The sequence below is a fragment of the Aliiglaciecola sp. SL4 genome, assembly GCF_041538045.1.
Taxonomy (GTDB): Bacteria; Pseudomonadota; Gammaproteobacteria; order Enterobacterales; family Alteromonadaceae; genus Aliiglaciecola.
In genome coordinates this window covers 319,130-335,097 of record NZ_JBGOSE010000004.1, presented here as the reverse complement: position 1 = coordinate 335,097, position 15,968 = coordinate 319,130, and the positions used below count along the sequence as shown (strand labels likewise).

Below are 15,968 nucleotides of genomic sequence, written 5' to 3'. Positions count from 1 at the left end.
GACGTTCAAATTCGAAAAGCTAAAAAGGTTTCCACACAATGTGTGGAAACCCGACTTACGCCTTTTTCAAGGCAACGCTTTTAGAAAAAGCCTAATGGGTTAGTATCGTAGCTCACCAATAAGTTTTTGGTTTGCTGATAGTGACCTAACGCCATCTTATGGTTTTCACGACCTACACCTGATTTTTTGTACCCACCAAACGCAGCGTGCGCAGGGTAAGCATGATAGCAGTTTGTCCATACTCGACCGGCCTGAATTGCACGGCCCATACGATATGAACGATTCATATCACGAGTCCACAGACCAGCACCTAAACCAAATTCAGAGTTGTTAGCAATGGCAAGCGCTTCTGCTTCATCTTTAAAGGTGGTAACACCGACAACTGGACCAAAAATTTCTTCTTGGAATACGCGCATATCATTTTGGCCTTTTAATAAGGTAGGCTGGACATAAAAACCTTTGCTGAAACCTTCAACCATGGCTGGTCCGCCGCCAATAAGGACTTCGGCACCTTCTTTTTTACCAATATCTAGGTAGCTAAGAATTTTATCGTATTGCTGCTCTGAAGCTTGCGCACCTACTTGGGTCTCAGTATCTAAAGGATTACCGCGTTTAATTTGTTGTGTGCGAGCTACAACAAGAGAGATGAAGTCATCATAGATAGATTCTTGGATCAGCGCTCGAGAAGGACAGGTACAAACTTCACCTTGGTTGAAGAATGCCAAAACCGTACCTTCAACACATTTGCTTAGGTATTCGTCTTCGTGGCTCATCACATCTTCAAAATAGATATTTGGAGACTTACCGCCTAATTCAACGGTTGAAGGAATGATGTTTTCTGCTGCACATTTAAGAATATGTGAGCCCACAGGCGTTGAACCCGTGAACGCAATTTTAGCAATGCGCTTGCTTGTCGCTAAGGCTTCACCGGCCTCTTTACCAAAACCATTTACAATGTTTAGTACACCAGGAGGTAATAAATCGCCGATTAATTCCATCAACACAAGAATAGATGCAGGTGTTTGTTCCGCAGGCTTCATAACCACACAGTTACCGGCAGCCAAAGCAGGGCTTAATTTCCAAGCCGCCATAAGAAGCGGGAAGTTCCACGGAATAATTTGGCCAACAACACCTAATGGCTCATGGAAATGATACGCAATGGTTTTCTCATCGATTTCACTCATGTTGCCTTCTTGGGCACGCAAACAACCCGCAAAATAACGGAAGTGATCTACGCACAATGGAATATCAGCGTTTAGGGTTTCGCGAACGGCTTTACCGTTATCCCAAGTTTCAGCTACGGCCAACATTTCTAGATTTTGCTCTATACGGTCTGCAATTTTTAATAGTATGTTCGAGCGATCAGTAGCGGACGTTTTACCCCAGGCATCTTTGGCTCTGTGTGCAGCGTCTAACGCTAAATCAATATCTTCCACAGTAGAACGGGGAACCGAACAGAATACTTCGTTGTTAACAGGAGACACATTATCAAAATATTGTCCCTTAAGCGGTGCGACCCATTCGCCACCAATGTAGTTACCATACTGTTGTTTAAAGGTTACGAGTGAATTTTCACTTCCAGGTTTTGCATATATCATTTTATTTACTCCGGTGTTCATATTTGTAAAAAGCGTTACCAGTTTGCCGGACTTTGCACCTACAACTCCAAAGGGCGTTGTCTGTCACACCGGCACCGGCTGCCGGAAAATAATTTTTGCCCTAACTTTCAGGGCAAAAATTGAAAGCTAAATAATTAGAAATTCACAATGGCACCAAGGGCGATAGATTTAACTTCTTCGCTGGCATCACCAATGGATATTTCATTCAAGTCATACTCAACAACAAAGGTGACTGCACTGTTATAGCTATAGAACCAAGCTGCTTGTGTACCATCCATTTCCCATGGCACTTCAGTTTCAACTTCAGTATTGCCATAGGACAATACAAATCGATTAGCGCCTGTTTTATAGGCGCCTTGTAGTAGATAACCGCTGCTATCCACCTCATCGTCGTTTTCATAGAAGAGGTTTTGTAAACCTAAGGCATTGTCTGACGGGCCGAGCAAGAGTCCGATAGCCTCACCGGTAAAACCAGAAGCGTTGAGGGTGAAACCGCCGACATTAACTTTTGCGCCATAGGAGTACCCGGTGGAATCCACGTCTCCTTGAATGTCACTCTCAGTGGTTTGTGAGAGGAAACCGACAAAAGCGTTAAAGGTTCCGTTTTCAAACTTAGTGTTGTAAGTTAATTCCCCTTCAATTCTTGGGGTACTTTCTTCACTTGAGCGACCGGCTCCAGTGTCAGTAGAGGTATTTGCTGGGTCGATCAATCCGATGGCTATTTTAAAACCGCCGGCAAATTCCGGTGAACGATAAGTAATTTGCGCCGTTGGCATAGGGTAGGTATATCCGCTACCAATATTACCAAAGGAAACACCTTGGCCATCAATAAGCCCTAAAGTATCGTTGACGTTGCCGTAACCTTGGAGGATTTCATCTTGGAAAATATTAGAACGATTAAATAAGGTGAAATCTTTACCAATTAACACTTGTCCCCAGTCAAAATCCAAAGTGGCATAAAACTGACGAACATCTATACCTGTCGAGGTCACTCCAGTGTTACTGTCGTTTATAGAGACCCAAAAAGATGAACGGCCGCCAACTTTCACGCCATCAATTTCTTTACTAAAGTTCATCCCAACATAATTAGGAAGAAAGCCCATTTTGACGCGAGACTGGTCGCGATCTATGCCTGAGATATCGTTATCAGAGCTACTAGATACATAGAATGTGTTAAATGAAGCATCCACTGAAACACTTGCTACCTCAGGATCATCGTAAATTGTAACGGCGGCTGAAGCTGAGCCACTTATTAAGCCTAAAACGGCCAAACTAACTTTTGTTAATGTAAATCTGTTCATGTTCATGTGTACCCTGTTTGATTGTTAGTATTTTTGGGTGAGCAACATGAACTATCTATCCCGGGTTACTCCAACCCTATGCATCGATACGTTGCCGACGCACTTTTTTTGTTGGTTTAGTATTGTTTGCTAATGGCAATATAGAAACTCGTCGATTGGTCTCTTTGTGTTGCACTTTAGTCTTTAAAAATAAATGCACTAAAGATCTAGTTCCAAAGTAGTAGCCGATGGAACTAGTCTGATTAGGACTGAAAAGTACTACAAAAACAGTGCGTAAAGTGCAGCCAACGCAACTACTAATTAACATAAAAGCAACATACTATTTAGATACGAATGTCACCCTAGATTTGTCGCTATTTAAGTGTCAAACTGCGCCCCAAAACTATGATTAAGAAGGCTGTATTCATATGATTTTTTTACATAAAACTCTTAAGCAAGTATCTCCCCTTACTCGCTTAAGTAAGTCAATTCGGCTTTCACATATAAGTGTAGTCACCTGCTTATTACCGTTATCAGTGATAGCCCAGGAATCGCCCGATGGAATAGAACGAATCACCACCACAGCCACTCGAGTCGCCACAAGCTCCTCTAGCTTACCCTATGTAGTGAGCAGCATAGACGAACAAACCCTAGGATTACTGGGATCCACCCACATAGAAGAAGCCCTTAGCTTCATAGCTGGTGCAGGGGTGCAGCGCGCCAATGGTCAAGAATACCTACCGGCTTTACGCTCCCAAGTCATGTCAGGTTCGGGGGCTTGCGGTGGGATTTTAACTGCCGAAGATGGCATCCCCTTGCGGGCTGCTGGATTTTGTAACATTAACGAATTATTTGAAGCTCACAGTGAAATGGCGCAAAGCATAGACGTGATTAAAGGGCCGGGATCGGCATTTTATGGTTCCAATGCTGTTCACGGTGTCATTAATGTTATTACCCCAGATACCACAGTAGATGCGGGACTGTTTGGTATTGATTACGGATCTTATGGATACAATAGATACAAGTTTCGCCAAGGAGCAGACTTTGGTAATTCGGGGATAGGTATCAATGCCAGTATCACCCGAGACTCTGGTTACCGAGATGAAGAAAGTGTTGACCAAGAAAAGGTGAACCTTCGTCATCGTTATGATGGTGATAACTTCACCGTGACCACAGGACTAACCTATACCAATTTAGACCAAGAAACTGCTGGCTATATCACCGGGTTCGAAAGTTACAAAGATGAAGATTTAGCTCAGGCAAATGAAAACCCCGAAGCCTATAGAAATGCCAGTTCATTCAGGTTGTGGTCCAACGTACTTTGGAACTTAACTGATGATGATTTGGTTTCGATTACTCCTTACATGCGTAATCAAGATATGTCTTTCTTAATGCATTTTTTACCCGGTACTCCCATAGAAGAAAACGAACAGAAGGGTTTTGGTGTTCAGACTATGTGGAAACACACTGCATCAGAGAACTTTACAGTTAGTTTAGGATTAGATGCCGAACAAACTGAAGGGAGTATGCGACAATATCAAGATGCAGAAACCGAAGGTTCTGCATTTTTGACAGAAACTGTGCCCATTGGTATGCACTATGACTACGATGTAGATGCAACCTTGTACGCACCTTTTGTTTCCCTTGATTGGGAGCAAGATAAATGGTTGGTATCCTTTGGCCTACGCTACGAAAACATGAACTATGATTACACCAATAACATGCTTAATGGCCGCACCAGGGATGATGGCACTGAATGTGGTATGGGTGGTTGTCGATACAGTCGACCACCGTCCTCTGAAGACAGCTATAGCAATACTTCACCCAAATTAGGTGTGCGTTATCAGTTTTCACAAACCACCCAATTTTATGCGAATCTATCTCGCGGCTATCGCGCACCACAGGCAACTGAACTCTATCGCTTACAACGTGAACAAGAAGTGGCTGATTTAGACTCTGAAACGGTTACCAATGTTGAAGTTGGCGTAAAAGGCCAATTCGATGATCTCAGTTACGTAGTCTCTGTTTACAATATGGATAAAGACAACTTCATTTTTCGCGATAGTGACTATTACAATGTTAACGACGGTGAATCAAAACACCGTGGTATTGAATTAGAATTACAATATCAGCTTGCCGAAAGTTGGGATTTAAAAATGGCAGCAAGTTACGCCAAACATACTTATTCCTACAGTCAGATTCTTAGCGATATTGATATCAATGGTAACTACATTGATACCGCACCAAAAACCATCGCCAATACCCGTCTTGGTTGGGACATTAATGCGTCAACGCGAGCTGAGTTAGAGTGGGAACATATGGGCAGTTATTACACAGACCCAGAAAACTTGCACCGCTACGATGGACACGATGTTTTGAACATACGTGGGTCTATGCAAGTGACAGAAGCGTTAACGGTATTTGCTAGGATCAATAACCTAACCGACACCAGCTACGCAGAACGAGCCGATTATACCAGTTTTGGGGGAGACCGTTATTTCCCAGGTAGACCAAGAAATATGATGGTGTCGATAGATTACAAATGGTAATTAACACACTAAACTGAATAGTCGGCTGATGCTGACAATATCAACAATGGGGCTGTTTGCCCCATTGTTGATATCCAAACTAGTCATTCAAGATAAGCCTTTTACTTACTAAATGTCCTATCTGGAATGATTGGAGAACCTAAATGAAAAAAATAGTTGTTGTAGGAGGAGGCGCCGGCGGCCTAGAAATAGTCAAACGCCTTAGTCAAAAATTAGGGAGAAAAAACAAAGCAGAAATAATTTTGGTTGATAAAAGCCAGAATCATGTCTGGAAACCACTGTTACATGAAGTTGCAGCTGGGGTTATCGATAAAAACTCAGATGGTATTAACTACCGTATTCATGCGGTTGCCAATAAATACCAATTTCAACTGGGCAATATGTGCCACATTGATAAACAAAACCAGCAAATTGAACTTGCGCCTTTGTATGACGAGAATGAGCAGCTGATCTTGCCTAAACGCACCTTAAAGTATGACACCTTAGTGCTGGCGATTGGTAGTGTGTGCAATGATTTTGGCACGCCAGGTGTAGCTGAACGCTGCTACTTCCTTGACTCACTCGCCCAAGCTGAAAGTTTCCATAAAGCTTTATTGAATCAACTTTTGCGCATTAATCAAAAAGGTGTGGAAAGCAAACCCTTGCATGTGGCGATAGTCGGTGGTGGCGCGACAGGCACCGAGTTAGCGGCGCAGTTACATCATGTCGCTAACCTTGCCCGAGCCTATGGTATGCCGGAAATGTCCGCGGACAAATTAACGGTAACGATTATTGAAGCTGGTGAACGTATCCTGCCGGCATTACCGGAAAAAATCACCAACTCAGCTCGTCAGGCTTTGACCAAATTAGGCATAAAAGTGTTGGAAGGCACTAAGGTCACTGCGGCTAACAAAGAAGGATTTGTGACGAGCGATAATGAACTGATTGAGGCGGATTTAATGGTCTGGTCTGCAGGAGTCAAAGCACCTGACTTTATTACGCAATTAGGCATTTTTGAAACTAATCGGGCGAATCAAATTTTGGTCACGCCTTATTTAAAAAGTACCTTAGATGAACATATCTATGCCATTGGCGATTGCTGTGGGTTTCAGCAGGAAGATGGCAGGTGGGTTCCACCACGAGCGCAATCAGCTCACCAAATGGCGAGCACTGCAGCCACCAATATTATCAATGAGTTTAATCACAAGCCTGGACAAAAATATCAATACAAGGATTACGGCTCCCTCGTGCATTTGAGTAAATACAGCACCGTGGGGAATTTGATGGGCGCACTGTCTAATAGCACTATGTTTATAGAAGGACGATTAGCTAAATTGGTTTATGTGTCACTATATAATATGCATTTGTTCGCTATACATGGTTGGTTTAAGGGCGTATTTATTTTGTTTTTCCGCAAAGTCAGGAACATTGTGGGCCCGAAGCTAAAGTTGCACTAAACCTAGCGGCAAACAATCCACTAACGGCCACAAAAAAAGCCCGATTTATTCGGGCTTTTTAATGGATCAACTCAGCCGAATTAAAAGCGCATTCTCACGCCTGCATTAACGGTAAAACCATCATTGCGTGACCAAATATCCGTTGTCCACTGACCATCTGCTGCGCGCATCGGTAACACCAGAGGATCCTCTTTTGTTTGACGAATATTCAGCAAATTTTCCGCATTGATAAACCAACTGAACTGACCCAAAGTGATTTCCCCCAACAAGCCGAGATGCCAGTATGGTTCACTAGCAGAACGATATGGATTGCCAGCTAAACGTTGAGTACCCGTATAGTAGGCTTCAAATCCTACCCGACCTTTACCGTGTTGCTCCCACATGGCAACTAATCCTGCGGAATGTTTAGGCGTTAACTTGATATCTTGACGGCTATCAGTAGTGGCATTGTATTCAGTTGCATCTAAGAATAAATAACTGGCGGTTACCTTAAAATCATTCCATTTGTAGCGCAGCATCAATTCTGAACCGTAAATACGAGACTCCCCTTGGGCATTCACTAAACGGACTCGATCAAGGGGGCCATCGATTTCAGACGCATAGGCTTCTAATTCTGTCACATGCTCAACATTGGATGCGAAAAAGGTAACGTTGGCTTCTAACTGGTCAAATTGACGGCCAATATCCAATGACGAAGTAATTGCAGTTTCTTCTTCAATGTTTACCAACGGCGCTAAGCGCGATAGGCCCGCAGCTTCTATTTCTTCCACAAAGGGAGTGGGGGCAAAATAACCGCGGCCATAGGACGCTCTTACGGTCCAATCTTCGGGGCGATATAATAAAGACAACCGAGGACTTAATTGAGTACCGTACTCGCTATGATCATCTAAACGCATACTTAACGACGTCGATAATTGCTCGTTTAGTTCATAATCTGCTTGCGCAAACAATCCCGGTACATCAAACGAATAATCAAATTCAGGGTAATAATCTGACTCAAAACGATCTGACTGCATAGCAAGGCCAACTACCCATTGAGACTTATCGGTATAGCCAGATAAGGTACTTTCTAATAAATAACTCTCATGGCGATCTTCATCTAGGTCTTCACCAAACTGTTTGTCGTGGTTTTGTACCATGGCAGAGCCACGCACATTCCAACTCAAAACATCTCCCAGAGGGCCGGTAGCAATAAAGCCACTATCAATGCGCTCGCTATCTTGAGATTGTTCGAAAAAGCTGCCATCAGGAAGGGGATATCCCTCGAGGGTGCCACCTTGTCGATTCTCGGTCATATAACCAACTGTTGCATATAAGGTTGCGCCACTTTCTCCTTCCCAAAATAGGCGAGGTCGAGCGGTATAACGTTCATAACCGGCCATATCAATCCAACCGTCATCATCTAAATCTTGGGTGCTTTGATGATGGCCACCAGCGGTCAAAGATACGCCTAAGGAGTCCGTCACCGGCGCGGCTAAATAAGTGGTAACGTCCTGCCCGTCTCTGGAGGTAAAGTTAAATAACACTTCCCCTTCTGCTTCATCGGAAGGTCTGCGCGAAACTAGGTTAATTACCCCACCCATGGCTGAGCCACCGTAAAGAGACGAAGCCGAACCTTTGATAATTTCTACCCGCGCCAAGTCAGTGGGGGGAATTTGCAATAAACCAATTGATGCGGCTTGGCCACCGTACAGAGCTAAACCATCATTTAGCAACTGAGTATAACGACCATAAAGACCTTGCAAACGAATATTTGCACTACCCAAAGCTGGAGAAGTAGTTTGTACTCTCACCCCTCCCGTTTCTGCCACTAACATAGAAATGTTACCCGGCCGCATCATCGCTTTTTCTTCTAACTCTTCTTGGTTGATCACTTCAATTCGAACAGGTTCATCGGAGACATTACGACCAACCCGTGTGGAGGAAACCGTGATAGTTTCTACTTCATCGCCGTGTTCGTGCTCATCTTCATGCTTATCTCCGGCACGATCTAGCTGTGAATTTTGCTCATGGCTATTGTGCACAGCCGCTGGTGCGAGTTGATGAGAACTTGCCTCTTTAGCGTCAGCTAAAACCTGAAAAGAAAATAATGTGGGAATGAGGAATAATGAAGTTTTACAAGAGTAAAAAGAACGCACTGTGATTAATTACCTTTATTTCAGAATGTATCAAAACCAGCCCTATTGCGGGGTCATAAGGGGGCATGTTATCACGAAAATTCTTTGCTAATCAGTGCCTGTAGTTAAAAGTAACTTATATACTGGTGCAGTCGTCTCAGTTGGCCAGTGAGCAAAGCAAATTGCGACACATTTAAGGTTTAAATGAATCGCAAATTACTTGGGTAAGATCAAGTCGCCAGTCCGCTAACTTAGAATGCATACGACGCAAATAAGCGTAAAGTTCTCGGCTGACCAGGGCCGATAAATTCAGGGGATTCGATATCGGGGTAAATATCCCCTAAAACCTCATCCGCTTCACCATAGGTTCCAAAGGTTTCAAATTCTTTATCGAAAACATTTTCTAGGCGGATTGCCAGATTAATACCATTATCAAACCCATAGCTGGCCGCTAAGTTCACTATGGTATACCCCGAAAGTTGGCGGTTTTCGTTAGCTTCATCTCCTCGGAAATATTGGCTAGAAGAGTAGTTAATATCGGCATTCAATGCTAATGCATCACTAAGTGCATAATCAAAAGATACACTGGCTTGGGTAGATGGCTGTCCAGGAATTTTATCCCCAGGGTTTACTTGTCTGTTTGGTCCTAACGGGTTTTGCGGACTAAAAGACCTGAATGAAGATTCAAAGGTCGCCTGCAAATAACTTAGTTGCGCATTAATATCTAGCTTATCCATGTTGTGAGCTAGGCCTAATTCAATACCTTGGCGACGAGTTTTGTCTACATTGACAAAATAACCAACGGAAGGTCTGTCACCTGCTTGTTGGAAAATAATATCGTCTTTACTGTCGCTACTGTAGATGGCTGCACTAACAAGTCCAGATTCATATTGCCATTTAGCACCTAGCTCAATGGTATTGGTCACCACTTGCTCCAAGGGTGGATCAGCAACGAATCCATTAGGTAATTTACAAGGGTCATCTTCATCTGCACAACTTAATTCAGCTGGGCTGGGGGTCCGCGAGGATTGACTATAACTGCTGTAAAAAGCAAACCCCTCTGTTTGATAGTGTACACCCATTGCAGGATTGAAGTGATTAAACTGATGTTCACCATTTAATGAACCAGGCCCAGTTTCAACACCATCAAGCATATCAATGTCTGAACGATTATAACGTCCTGATAATTGCAGGGACCAATGTTGATTTAATTCAATATTATCACTGAAGAACAGATGAAGGTGTTGTACATCGGTGGCTAAGCGAACTTTTGAATCAAGATCATACACACCAATTCCCATTACATCTCGGCTATCTTCAGCAGTATCATTATTTAACAACGCAAATTCCGTGTCGCTACTAAAATCAATTGAGGCCACATCAATCCCCATGCCTATAATCCAATTGTGGGATAAATTGGCGGACTCAAGCTTACCGCTTAGTTCACTGCTGATGCCATAAGAACGATTTTTTGTCAGGCTAGTATTGGCTGTACCATCGATGTCGTCTGCATCAAAACTAGAAATATCTTCAAGGGGAGTGAGTGCTGCATAGTCAACGAAGTGAACCGCATCATCTGCTTCGAACTCTTCTTCCCCCTCTTCGTCCTCATCGCCATCAAAATCATCATCCCCTTCGGCGATCTCCGCATCTTCATCTTCTACACATAGGGTTTCACCAAAACCCACATCACATTCTTCGTAATCACTGTCGTCACCGTTATAAGTGACAATTTCATTTTCACGATAATAGGCGTTAACCACTAAATTAGTGTCTTCGGACAATACCCACTGATTTTTTAGACCGATAAAACGTAATGCCGTTTCTGTTTGATCAGGGCGAGTAAAGATAGCATCTCGACCTTCATAAGGGATCAGCTCCACTGGAATAGCACCATTACCAATTAAGCTGTTATCACTGGCTGCCAATGTTAACTCCGCTTGATGACTGTCACCTTGGTAACTGATAGTTGAAAATAATTGTTTAATTTCAGTATCTGAATAGTCACGCCAGCCATCTTCTTGGTATGAATTAACATTGAGGTAGTAAGCCCACTCTTCATTGTTACCACCGGATTCAAAATTAATCCCCTGCTGACCAAAATCTCCAGCTTGTAGGCTTATTTTATTCTGCTGGAAAGTGAATCCATTTTTGGATTGTAATACCAGTGCCCCACCCAGGGTATTTTGCCCAAATAATGGGTTTGCCCCAGCCACCAAAGAAACTTGCTCTAGAGCTGAGGTAGGAAGTAAATCCCAATTAACCGTATCGCCAAAAGGTTCATTAAAGCGTGTTCCGTTTAGATATACCGATAGACCTTGCGGCAGTCCCAATAAAGGTGAAGCAGTAAAACCGCGATATTGCACATCGGGTTGAAAGGGATTGTTAGTGACATCATTAATTGAAACGCTGAAAAGCTGACCGTCAAGTAAGCGGGCTAAGGATGTACCCTGCTCAGGGGATAAATCTTCACTGTTTAGCACCTGATTAATCGAATAGATACTGCCGACAGTTTGCGCACCTAAAGGTGATACACCAGTAATGACTAACTTTTCGATACTCTCTGGCCCTGGCTGCTGAGCCATTGCCGAAAAGCTAACTAATACCCCAGAAATATGGACAATCCATGGTTTCATATTCAACTACCTTATTCTTATCATTAACGTTTATTTAACAATGGTAATGCAGATATAGAAGGTATACCTATTGTCTTAAGGGTTAATCAATGGGGTACTTTAGTAGTAGTGGAATTTTAGTTAATACAGCCAAAGAGGGGGCACGGTTCACTTAAGTTCCTATGAAATCCCCTAAAAGTAAACTTCCATTAATTATACGCTGTTGATTGACGTTGGCAGACTGGCAGAGCATTACCTACCGCCTTTATCCTCGTATGGTAAATAGGCAAAATCATGCCGGAATATCTCTTTTCTGATTCAAACAAAGATAGTTTCAATAGCCTGCATTTCACAAAACAATAAAATAAACATCATATTTATCATACAGTTAAAACAAAACCCTCATGTTTACATAATGCTTACACAAGTTGGAATTAAACCTGCTTATTAGCTAGTTGAACTTAACCAACCGGAGCTAACCATGAGTATGATGTCCATCGGCGGCGGATTAGATCCAGCTGCCCGCGAGAAAGAGAAACCCCAACAACAATTTGACATTGCTGACACCAATGAAGATGGTGTTGTTAGTGCCACTGAGTTTATGGAAGCGTTATCATCCCAAGGCGTAGAGAGTACCCAGTCATCTGATATGTTCAGTAATATGGACTCCAACAGTGATGGCAATTTAAGTCAGCAAGAACATGAAAAAGCCGTTCAAGAGCGTGAACAAAAAATGACACAGATGATGGCGCAATTGGATGGCGAAATTGGTTTATATGGGGAAAAAGACTCCCAAAAAGCCATCAATTTCGATTCATTCAAAAGCATGTTGTCTTCCATTGCTGATGATACAAAAGATCAAACCACCGCCTCTCGATTGCAAGACCTACTGACGGAATTAGAATCCGAAGGCTATTCAAAAGAAGGTGTGAAAAAATCAGTAGAGCTGATGAATAAAGTGGCTCCCCCCATCAATACCACAGCCTAGCATTAACAGCAGTTGTGATTATTAGCTAAAATACTTGCTCAATGGTCACCGTCACTTTAGTCCATGACCACAGGGTAAAATGTGAGCGGTTGTTGGTTCGCTGAATTGTATACATTCCCTTTTTAACCAGTCTAGTTTAAGGTGGCACCTAAATAAGAACATGTGATTATCATCGGTAAACTAATACACTATTGATTTATGATTTAATGTCATTCTGATCACGATTACTTCCATGTACTCATAATAATTAAGAAAAGGTTTTAGGGAATAATTTATGGATTGGGTTTCCATCATACCGCCATTGATTGCGATATTTATCGTGTTTTGGAAAAAAGAAGTCATCATGGCATTGTTGATGGCAGTGTTAAGCTCTGAAGCGCTTATATTACTCACATCAGCTTCTGAAAGTGTCATATTAGCACCAATTTCTTCAATTGAACGAGTTGTGGGTGTGGCCACCAGCGCTGGCAACACCCGTATTTTGTTATTTAGTTTATTGGTGGGTGCTCTATTGGCCTACATTCGAGATTCTGGCGGAGTGACCGCCACCGTAAACTGGCTAACTCGGCGCGGCATTGCCAACAATCGTCGCCAAGTTGGTGGCTTAACCATGTTAACTGGCATTGTTATTTTCATTGAATCAAATTTAAGTGTGCTTACCGCGGGGATATTTGCCCGGGGTCTATTTGATAAATTTGGTATGAGTCGAGCACGACTGGCCTACCTCATCGATAGTACAAGCGCACCCGTTTGTATTTTAATCCTACTCAATGGTTGGGGGGCCTTTGTCCTTGGCTTGTTAGAAGGTTATGAGTTGGAACAATCTTCAGCCAGTATTTTATGGGGAACAGTGGCGTTTAACTTTTATGCCATCATTACCCTAGTTATTGCTGCTTACACTGTATTCGCGGATAAGGTCCATGGCCCTATGGCCAAAGCTGAGCAGCAACTGGATGCTACCCAAAGTCGTCTATCTGCCGCCCCCGCAACGAAAGCACGCTTTATGGTAGTGCCTATATTAACTATGGTACTGAGCATGGTGGGTTTCATGTTTTGGACTGGAGACGGGGTTTTATCCCAAGGCAGTGGTAGTAAATCCGTATTGTATGCCACCGTTTTAGCAACCGTTGTTGCCTACTTCTTGTTAATCTCAAGCAAACAATTTAATCATCATCGAGCCGTTGAAGTTGGCTTCAAAGGCATGGGTGAACTTTTACCCTTGGTGAGTATAGTGCTGCTTTCCCTTACTTTGGGTGCTAGCTTAAAAATACTGGGAACAGGCACCTTTGTGGCAGGCATGGTTGGTGAGTACTTACCACTTGTATTTGTTGTACCTATGTTGTTTATCGCTGGCGCGATTATGTCATTTACTACAGGTACCTCTTGGGGAACGTTCGCCATTCTTATTCCCATAGGTGTCCCTTTGATCCAACAACTTGGTTTACCTCCCTCTTTGGTTATAGCGGCGATTTTAGGAGGTGGGATATTCGGTGATCACTGCTCCCCCATATCTGATAGTACGGCGGTTTCCTCCATCGCTTCAGGTTGTGATCTACTGGAACATGTTCGTACTCAATTGCCCTACGCGCTGGTTGCCGGAAGTTTAACTCTGGTTGCTTATTTTATTGCTAGCTTACTAATGATTGGATAAATGTTTATGCGTATTTTATTTGTTTTATCTTTTGTTGTTTTTCTAAGCGCCTGTTCTCAGACCGGCATAGACAAAACTAAAGGCGATTATGCTGTGGCCATGCCAGATGAATTTGGTGCTGATGTGGCCCTTGCCGTACTAGACGAAGGCGGTAATGCGGTAGATGCTGCCATTGCCGCGCAATTTGCTTTAGCAGTAACCTTCCCTGAAGCTGGAAATATTGGTGGTGGTGGTTTTATGACCATTTATTTTAATCAGCAAGCGGACTTCTTAGATTACCGTGAAATGGCGCCTGCTGCGGCCTCACGTGATATGTACCTGGATAAAGACGGTAATGTAATTACAACACAATCGTTATTTGGCGCAAAAGCCTCAGGCATACCCGGTTCAGTGGCAGGCATGTGGGCAGCCCACAAAAAATATGGAAAGTTACCTTGGACTCGTTTAGTTCAGCCGGCAGTTAGCTTAGCTAAAGATGGTTTTATCGTACCTGAAAAGTTTGCGCAAAAAGTCAGTCGCTATATCGCCCGAAAAAATGAAAATGGCATAGAAAGCAACTTTGAAGACTACTTTGCTGCTGCCACCCAAACCGGTGCCTTGTTCAAACAGCCAGAATTAGCCGCAACCTTAACCCGCATCCGCGACCTGGGTGTTGACGGATTTTATAAAGGTAAAACCGCTGAACATATAGTGTCTTTTATGCAAAAAGACGGCGGCTTAATTACCCTAGAAGACCTCTCTTCTTACCAAGCTAAGTGGCGCACTCCGGTATCCTTTCCTTGGCGCGGTTATACGGTTATCACTGCGCCTCCTCCTAGTTCAGGCGGCATTGCTGTGGCCCAATGGTTGGGTATGTTAGATTCGGTTATCCAAACTAATACCCTACCTAAACAAAACTCTACAGCTTACTTGCACTTAGTATCAGAAGCCGGAAAACGTGTTTTTGCTGATCGTGCTGAATACCTTGGGGATCCAGACTTTATTGATGTTCCACAAACTGAGTTAATGGTGCCAGAATATATCCAATCACGGGCAAAGGAGATTAATCTAACGGCCATATCCGCAACTAGCAAAATCAAACCAGGTTTGCATGAAAGTGAAGATACCACCCACTTTTCTATTGTTGATGGGTGGGGAAATGCCGTATCCAATACCACTACAATTAATTTGAGCTTTGGCGCAGGTGTAGTGGCTGAAGGTGCAGGTTTTCTATTAAACGATGAAATGGATGATTTTAGCGCCAAGCCTGGTGTGCCCAACTTCTTTGGCGCCATAGGTGGAGAAGCCAATGCCATCGCCCCCTTTAAACGCATGTTATCCTCTATGAGCCCGACTATTGTGCTCGACAACGATGCCGTAAAATTGGTGACAGGATCTCCCGGCGGTACCACTATTATCTCTTCGGTTACCCAATCAATACTTAACACATTGTTATTTAATATGAGCGCTGAAGAGGCTGCAAATAGCCCACGCTTTCATCACCAACTGTGGCCCAAAGATACCATTAGGGTGCATCCTGGTATCAGCGAGTCGGTGTTAACCCCACTAAAAGAAATGGGTTACATCATCCGTGAAGGCCGCTTTGGAGATGTGCATTTGATTCTGCAAAACGATGGCGAACTTAGTGCCGCTTCGGAAAAAAGTGGCCGAGGCAAAGCCAAAGTTGTATCGGTAAACTAATTAGTACCTAGCCGCAGCCTAAACTGCGGCTAA

The 15,968-nt window shown here is 43.3% G+C and carries 9 protein-coding genes; 5 read left to right on the top strand and 4 right to left on the bottom strand.

Going from position 1 to position 15,968, the window contains the following annotated elements; all coding sequences use genetic code 11:
* Positions 1–80: 80 nt before the first annotated feature.
* Together AB6T38_RS08525 and AB6T38_RS08520 are read right to left on the bottom strand one after the other, a co-directional pair.
* Positions 81–1,598: an aldehyde dehydrogenase family protein gene (locus AB6T38_RS08525; protein WP_372546897.1), complete on the bottom strand. Its 1,518-nt coding sequence runs from the start codon at positions 1,596–1,598 to the stop codon at positions 81–83.
* A gap of 155 nt (positions 1,599–1,753) precedes the next feature.
* On the bottom strand, positions 1,754–2,920 hold the full coding sequence (locus AB6T38_RS08520; protein ID WP_372546896.1) for a porin: 1,167 nt from the start codon (positions 2,918–2,920) through the stop codon (positions 1,754–1,756).
* Between the two features lie 407 nt (positions 2,921–3,327).
* Between AB6T38_RS08520 and AB6T38_RS08515 the strand changes: the two genes are divergently transcribed.
* Entirely contained in the window at positions 3,328–5,448 is a 2,121-nt protein-coding gene (locus tag AB6T38_RS08515) for a TonB-dependent receptor (protein WP_372546895.1), read from the top strand.
* 143 nt (positions 5,449–5,591) lie between these two features.
* The gene (locus AB6T38_RS08510; RefSeq protein WP_372546894.1) at positions 5,592–6,884 is read left to right on the top strand and encodes an NAD(P)/FAD-dependent oxidoreductase; all 1,293 of its coding nucleotides are present in this window, start codon (positions 5,592–5,594) and stop codon (positions 6,882–6,884) included.
* Positions 6,885–6,964: 80 nt separating this feature from the next.
* Here AB6T38_RS08510 and AB6T38_RS08505 read toward each other — a convergent pair whose 3' ends face one another.
* Positions 6,965–9,022: a TonB-dependent receptor plug domain-containing protein gene (locus AB6T38_RS08505; protein ID WP_372546893.1), complete on the bottom strand. Its 2,058-nt coding sequence runs from the start codon at positions 9,020–9,022 to the stop codon at positions 6,965–6,967.
* A 230-nt stretch (positions 9,023–9,252) separates the two neighbouring features.
* Positions 9,253–11,637: a TonB-dependent receptor gene (locus AB6T38_RS08500; protein WP_372546892.1), complete on the bottom strand. Its 2,385-nt coding sequence runs from the start codon at positions 11,635–11,637 to the stop codon at positions 9,253–9,255.
* 460 nt (positions 11,638–12,097) lie between these two features.
* Here AB6T38_RS08500 and AB6T38_RS08495 point away from each other — a divergent pair, with 460 nt between their 5' ends.
* The 3 genes from AB6T38_RS08495 to ggt all read left to right on the top strand — a co-directional run bounded on the left by AB6T38_RS08495 (position 12,098) and on the right by ggt (position 15,935).
* Positions 12,098–12,604, top strand: coding sequence for an EF-hand domain-containing protein (locus AB6T38_RS08495; RefSeq protein WP_372546891.1), 507 nt, complete (start codon positions 12,098–12,100; stop codon positions 12,602–12,604).
* 274 nt (positions 12,605–12,878) lie between these two features.
* Positions 12,879–14,255, top strand: a complete 1,377-nt coding sequence (locus AB6T38_RS08490) for a Na+/H+ antiporter NhaC family protein (protein ID WP_372546889.1) — start codon at positions 12,879–12,881, stop codon at positions 14,253–14,255.
* Between the two features lie 6 nt (positions 14,256–14,261).
* Complete coding sequence (gene ggt / locus AB6T38_RS08485) at positions 14,262–15,935, top strand: gamma-glutamyltransferase (protein ID WP_372546888.1); 1,674 nt, start codon at positions 14,262–14,264, stop codon at positions 15,933–15,935.
* Positions 15,936–15,968: the final 33 nt, after the last annotated feature.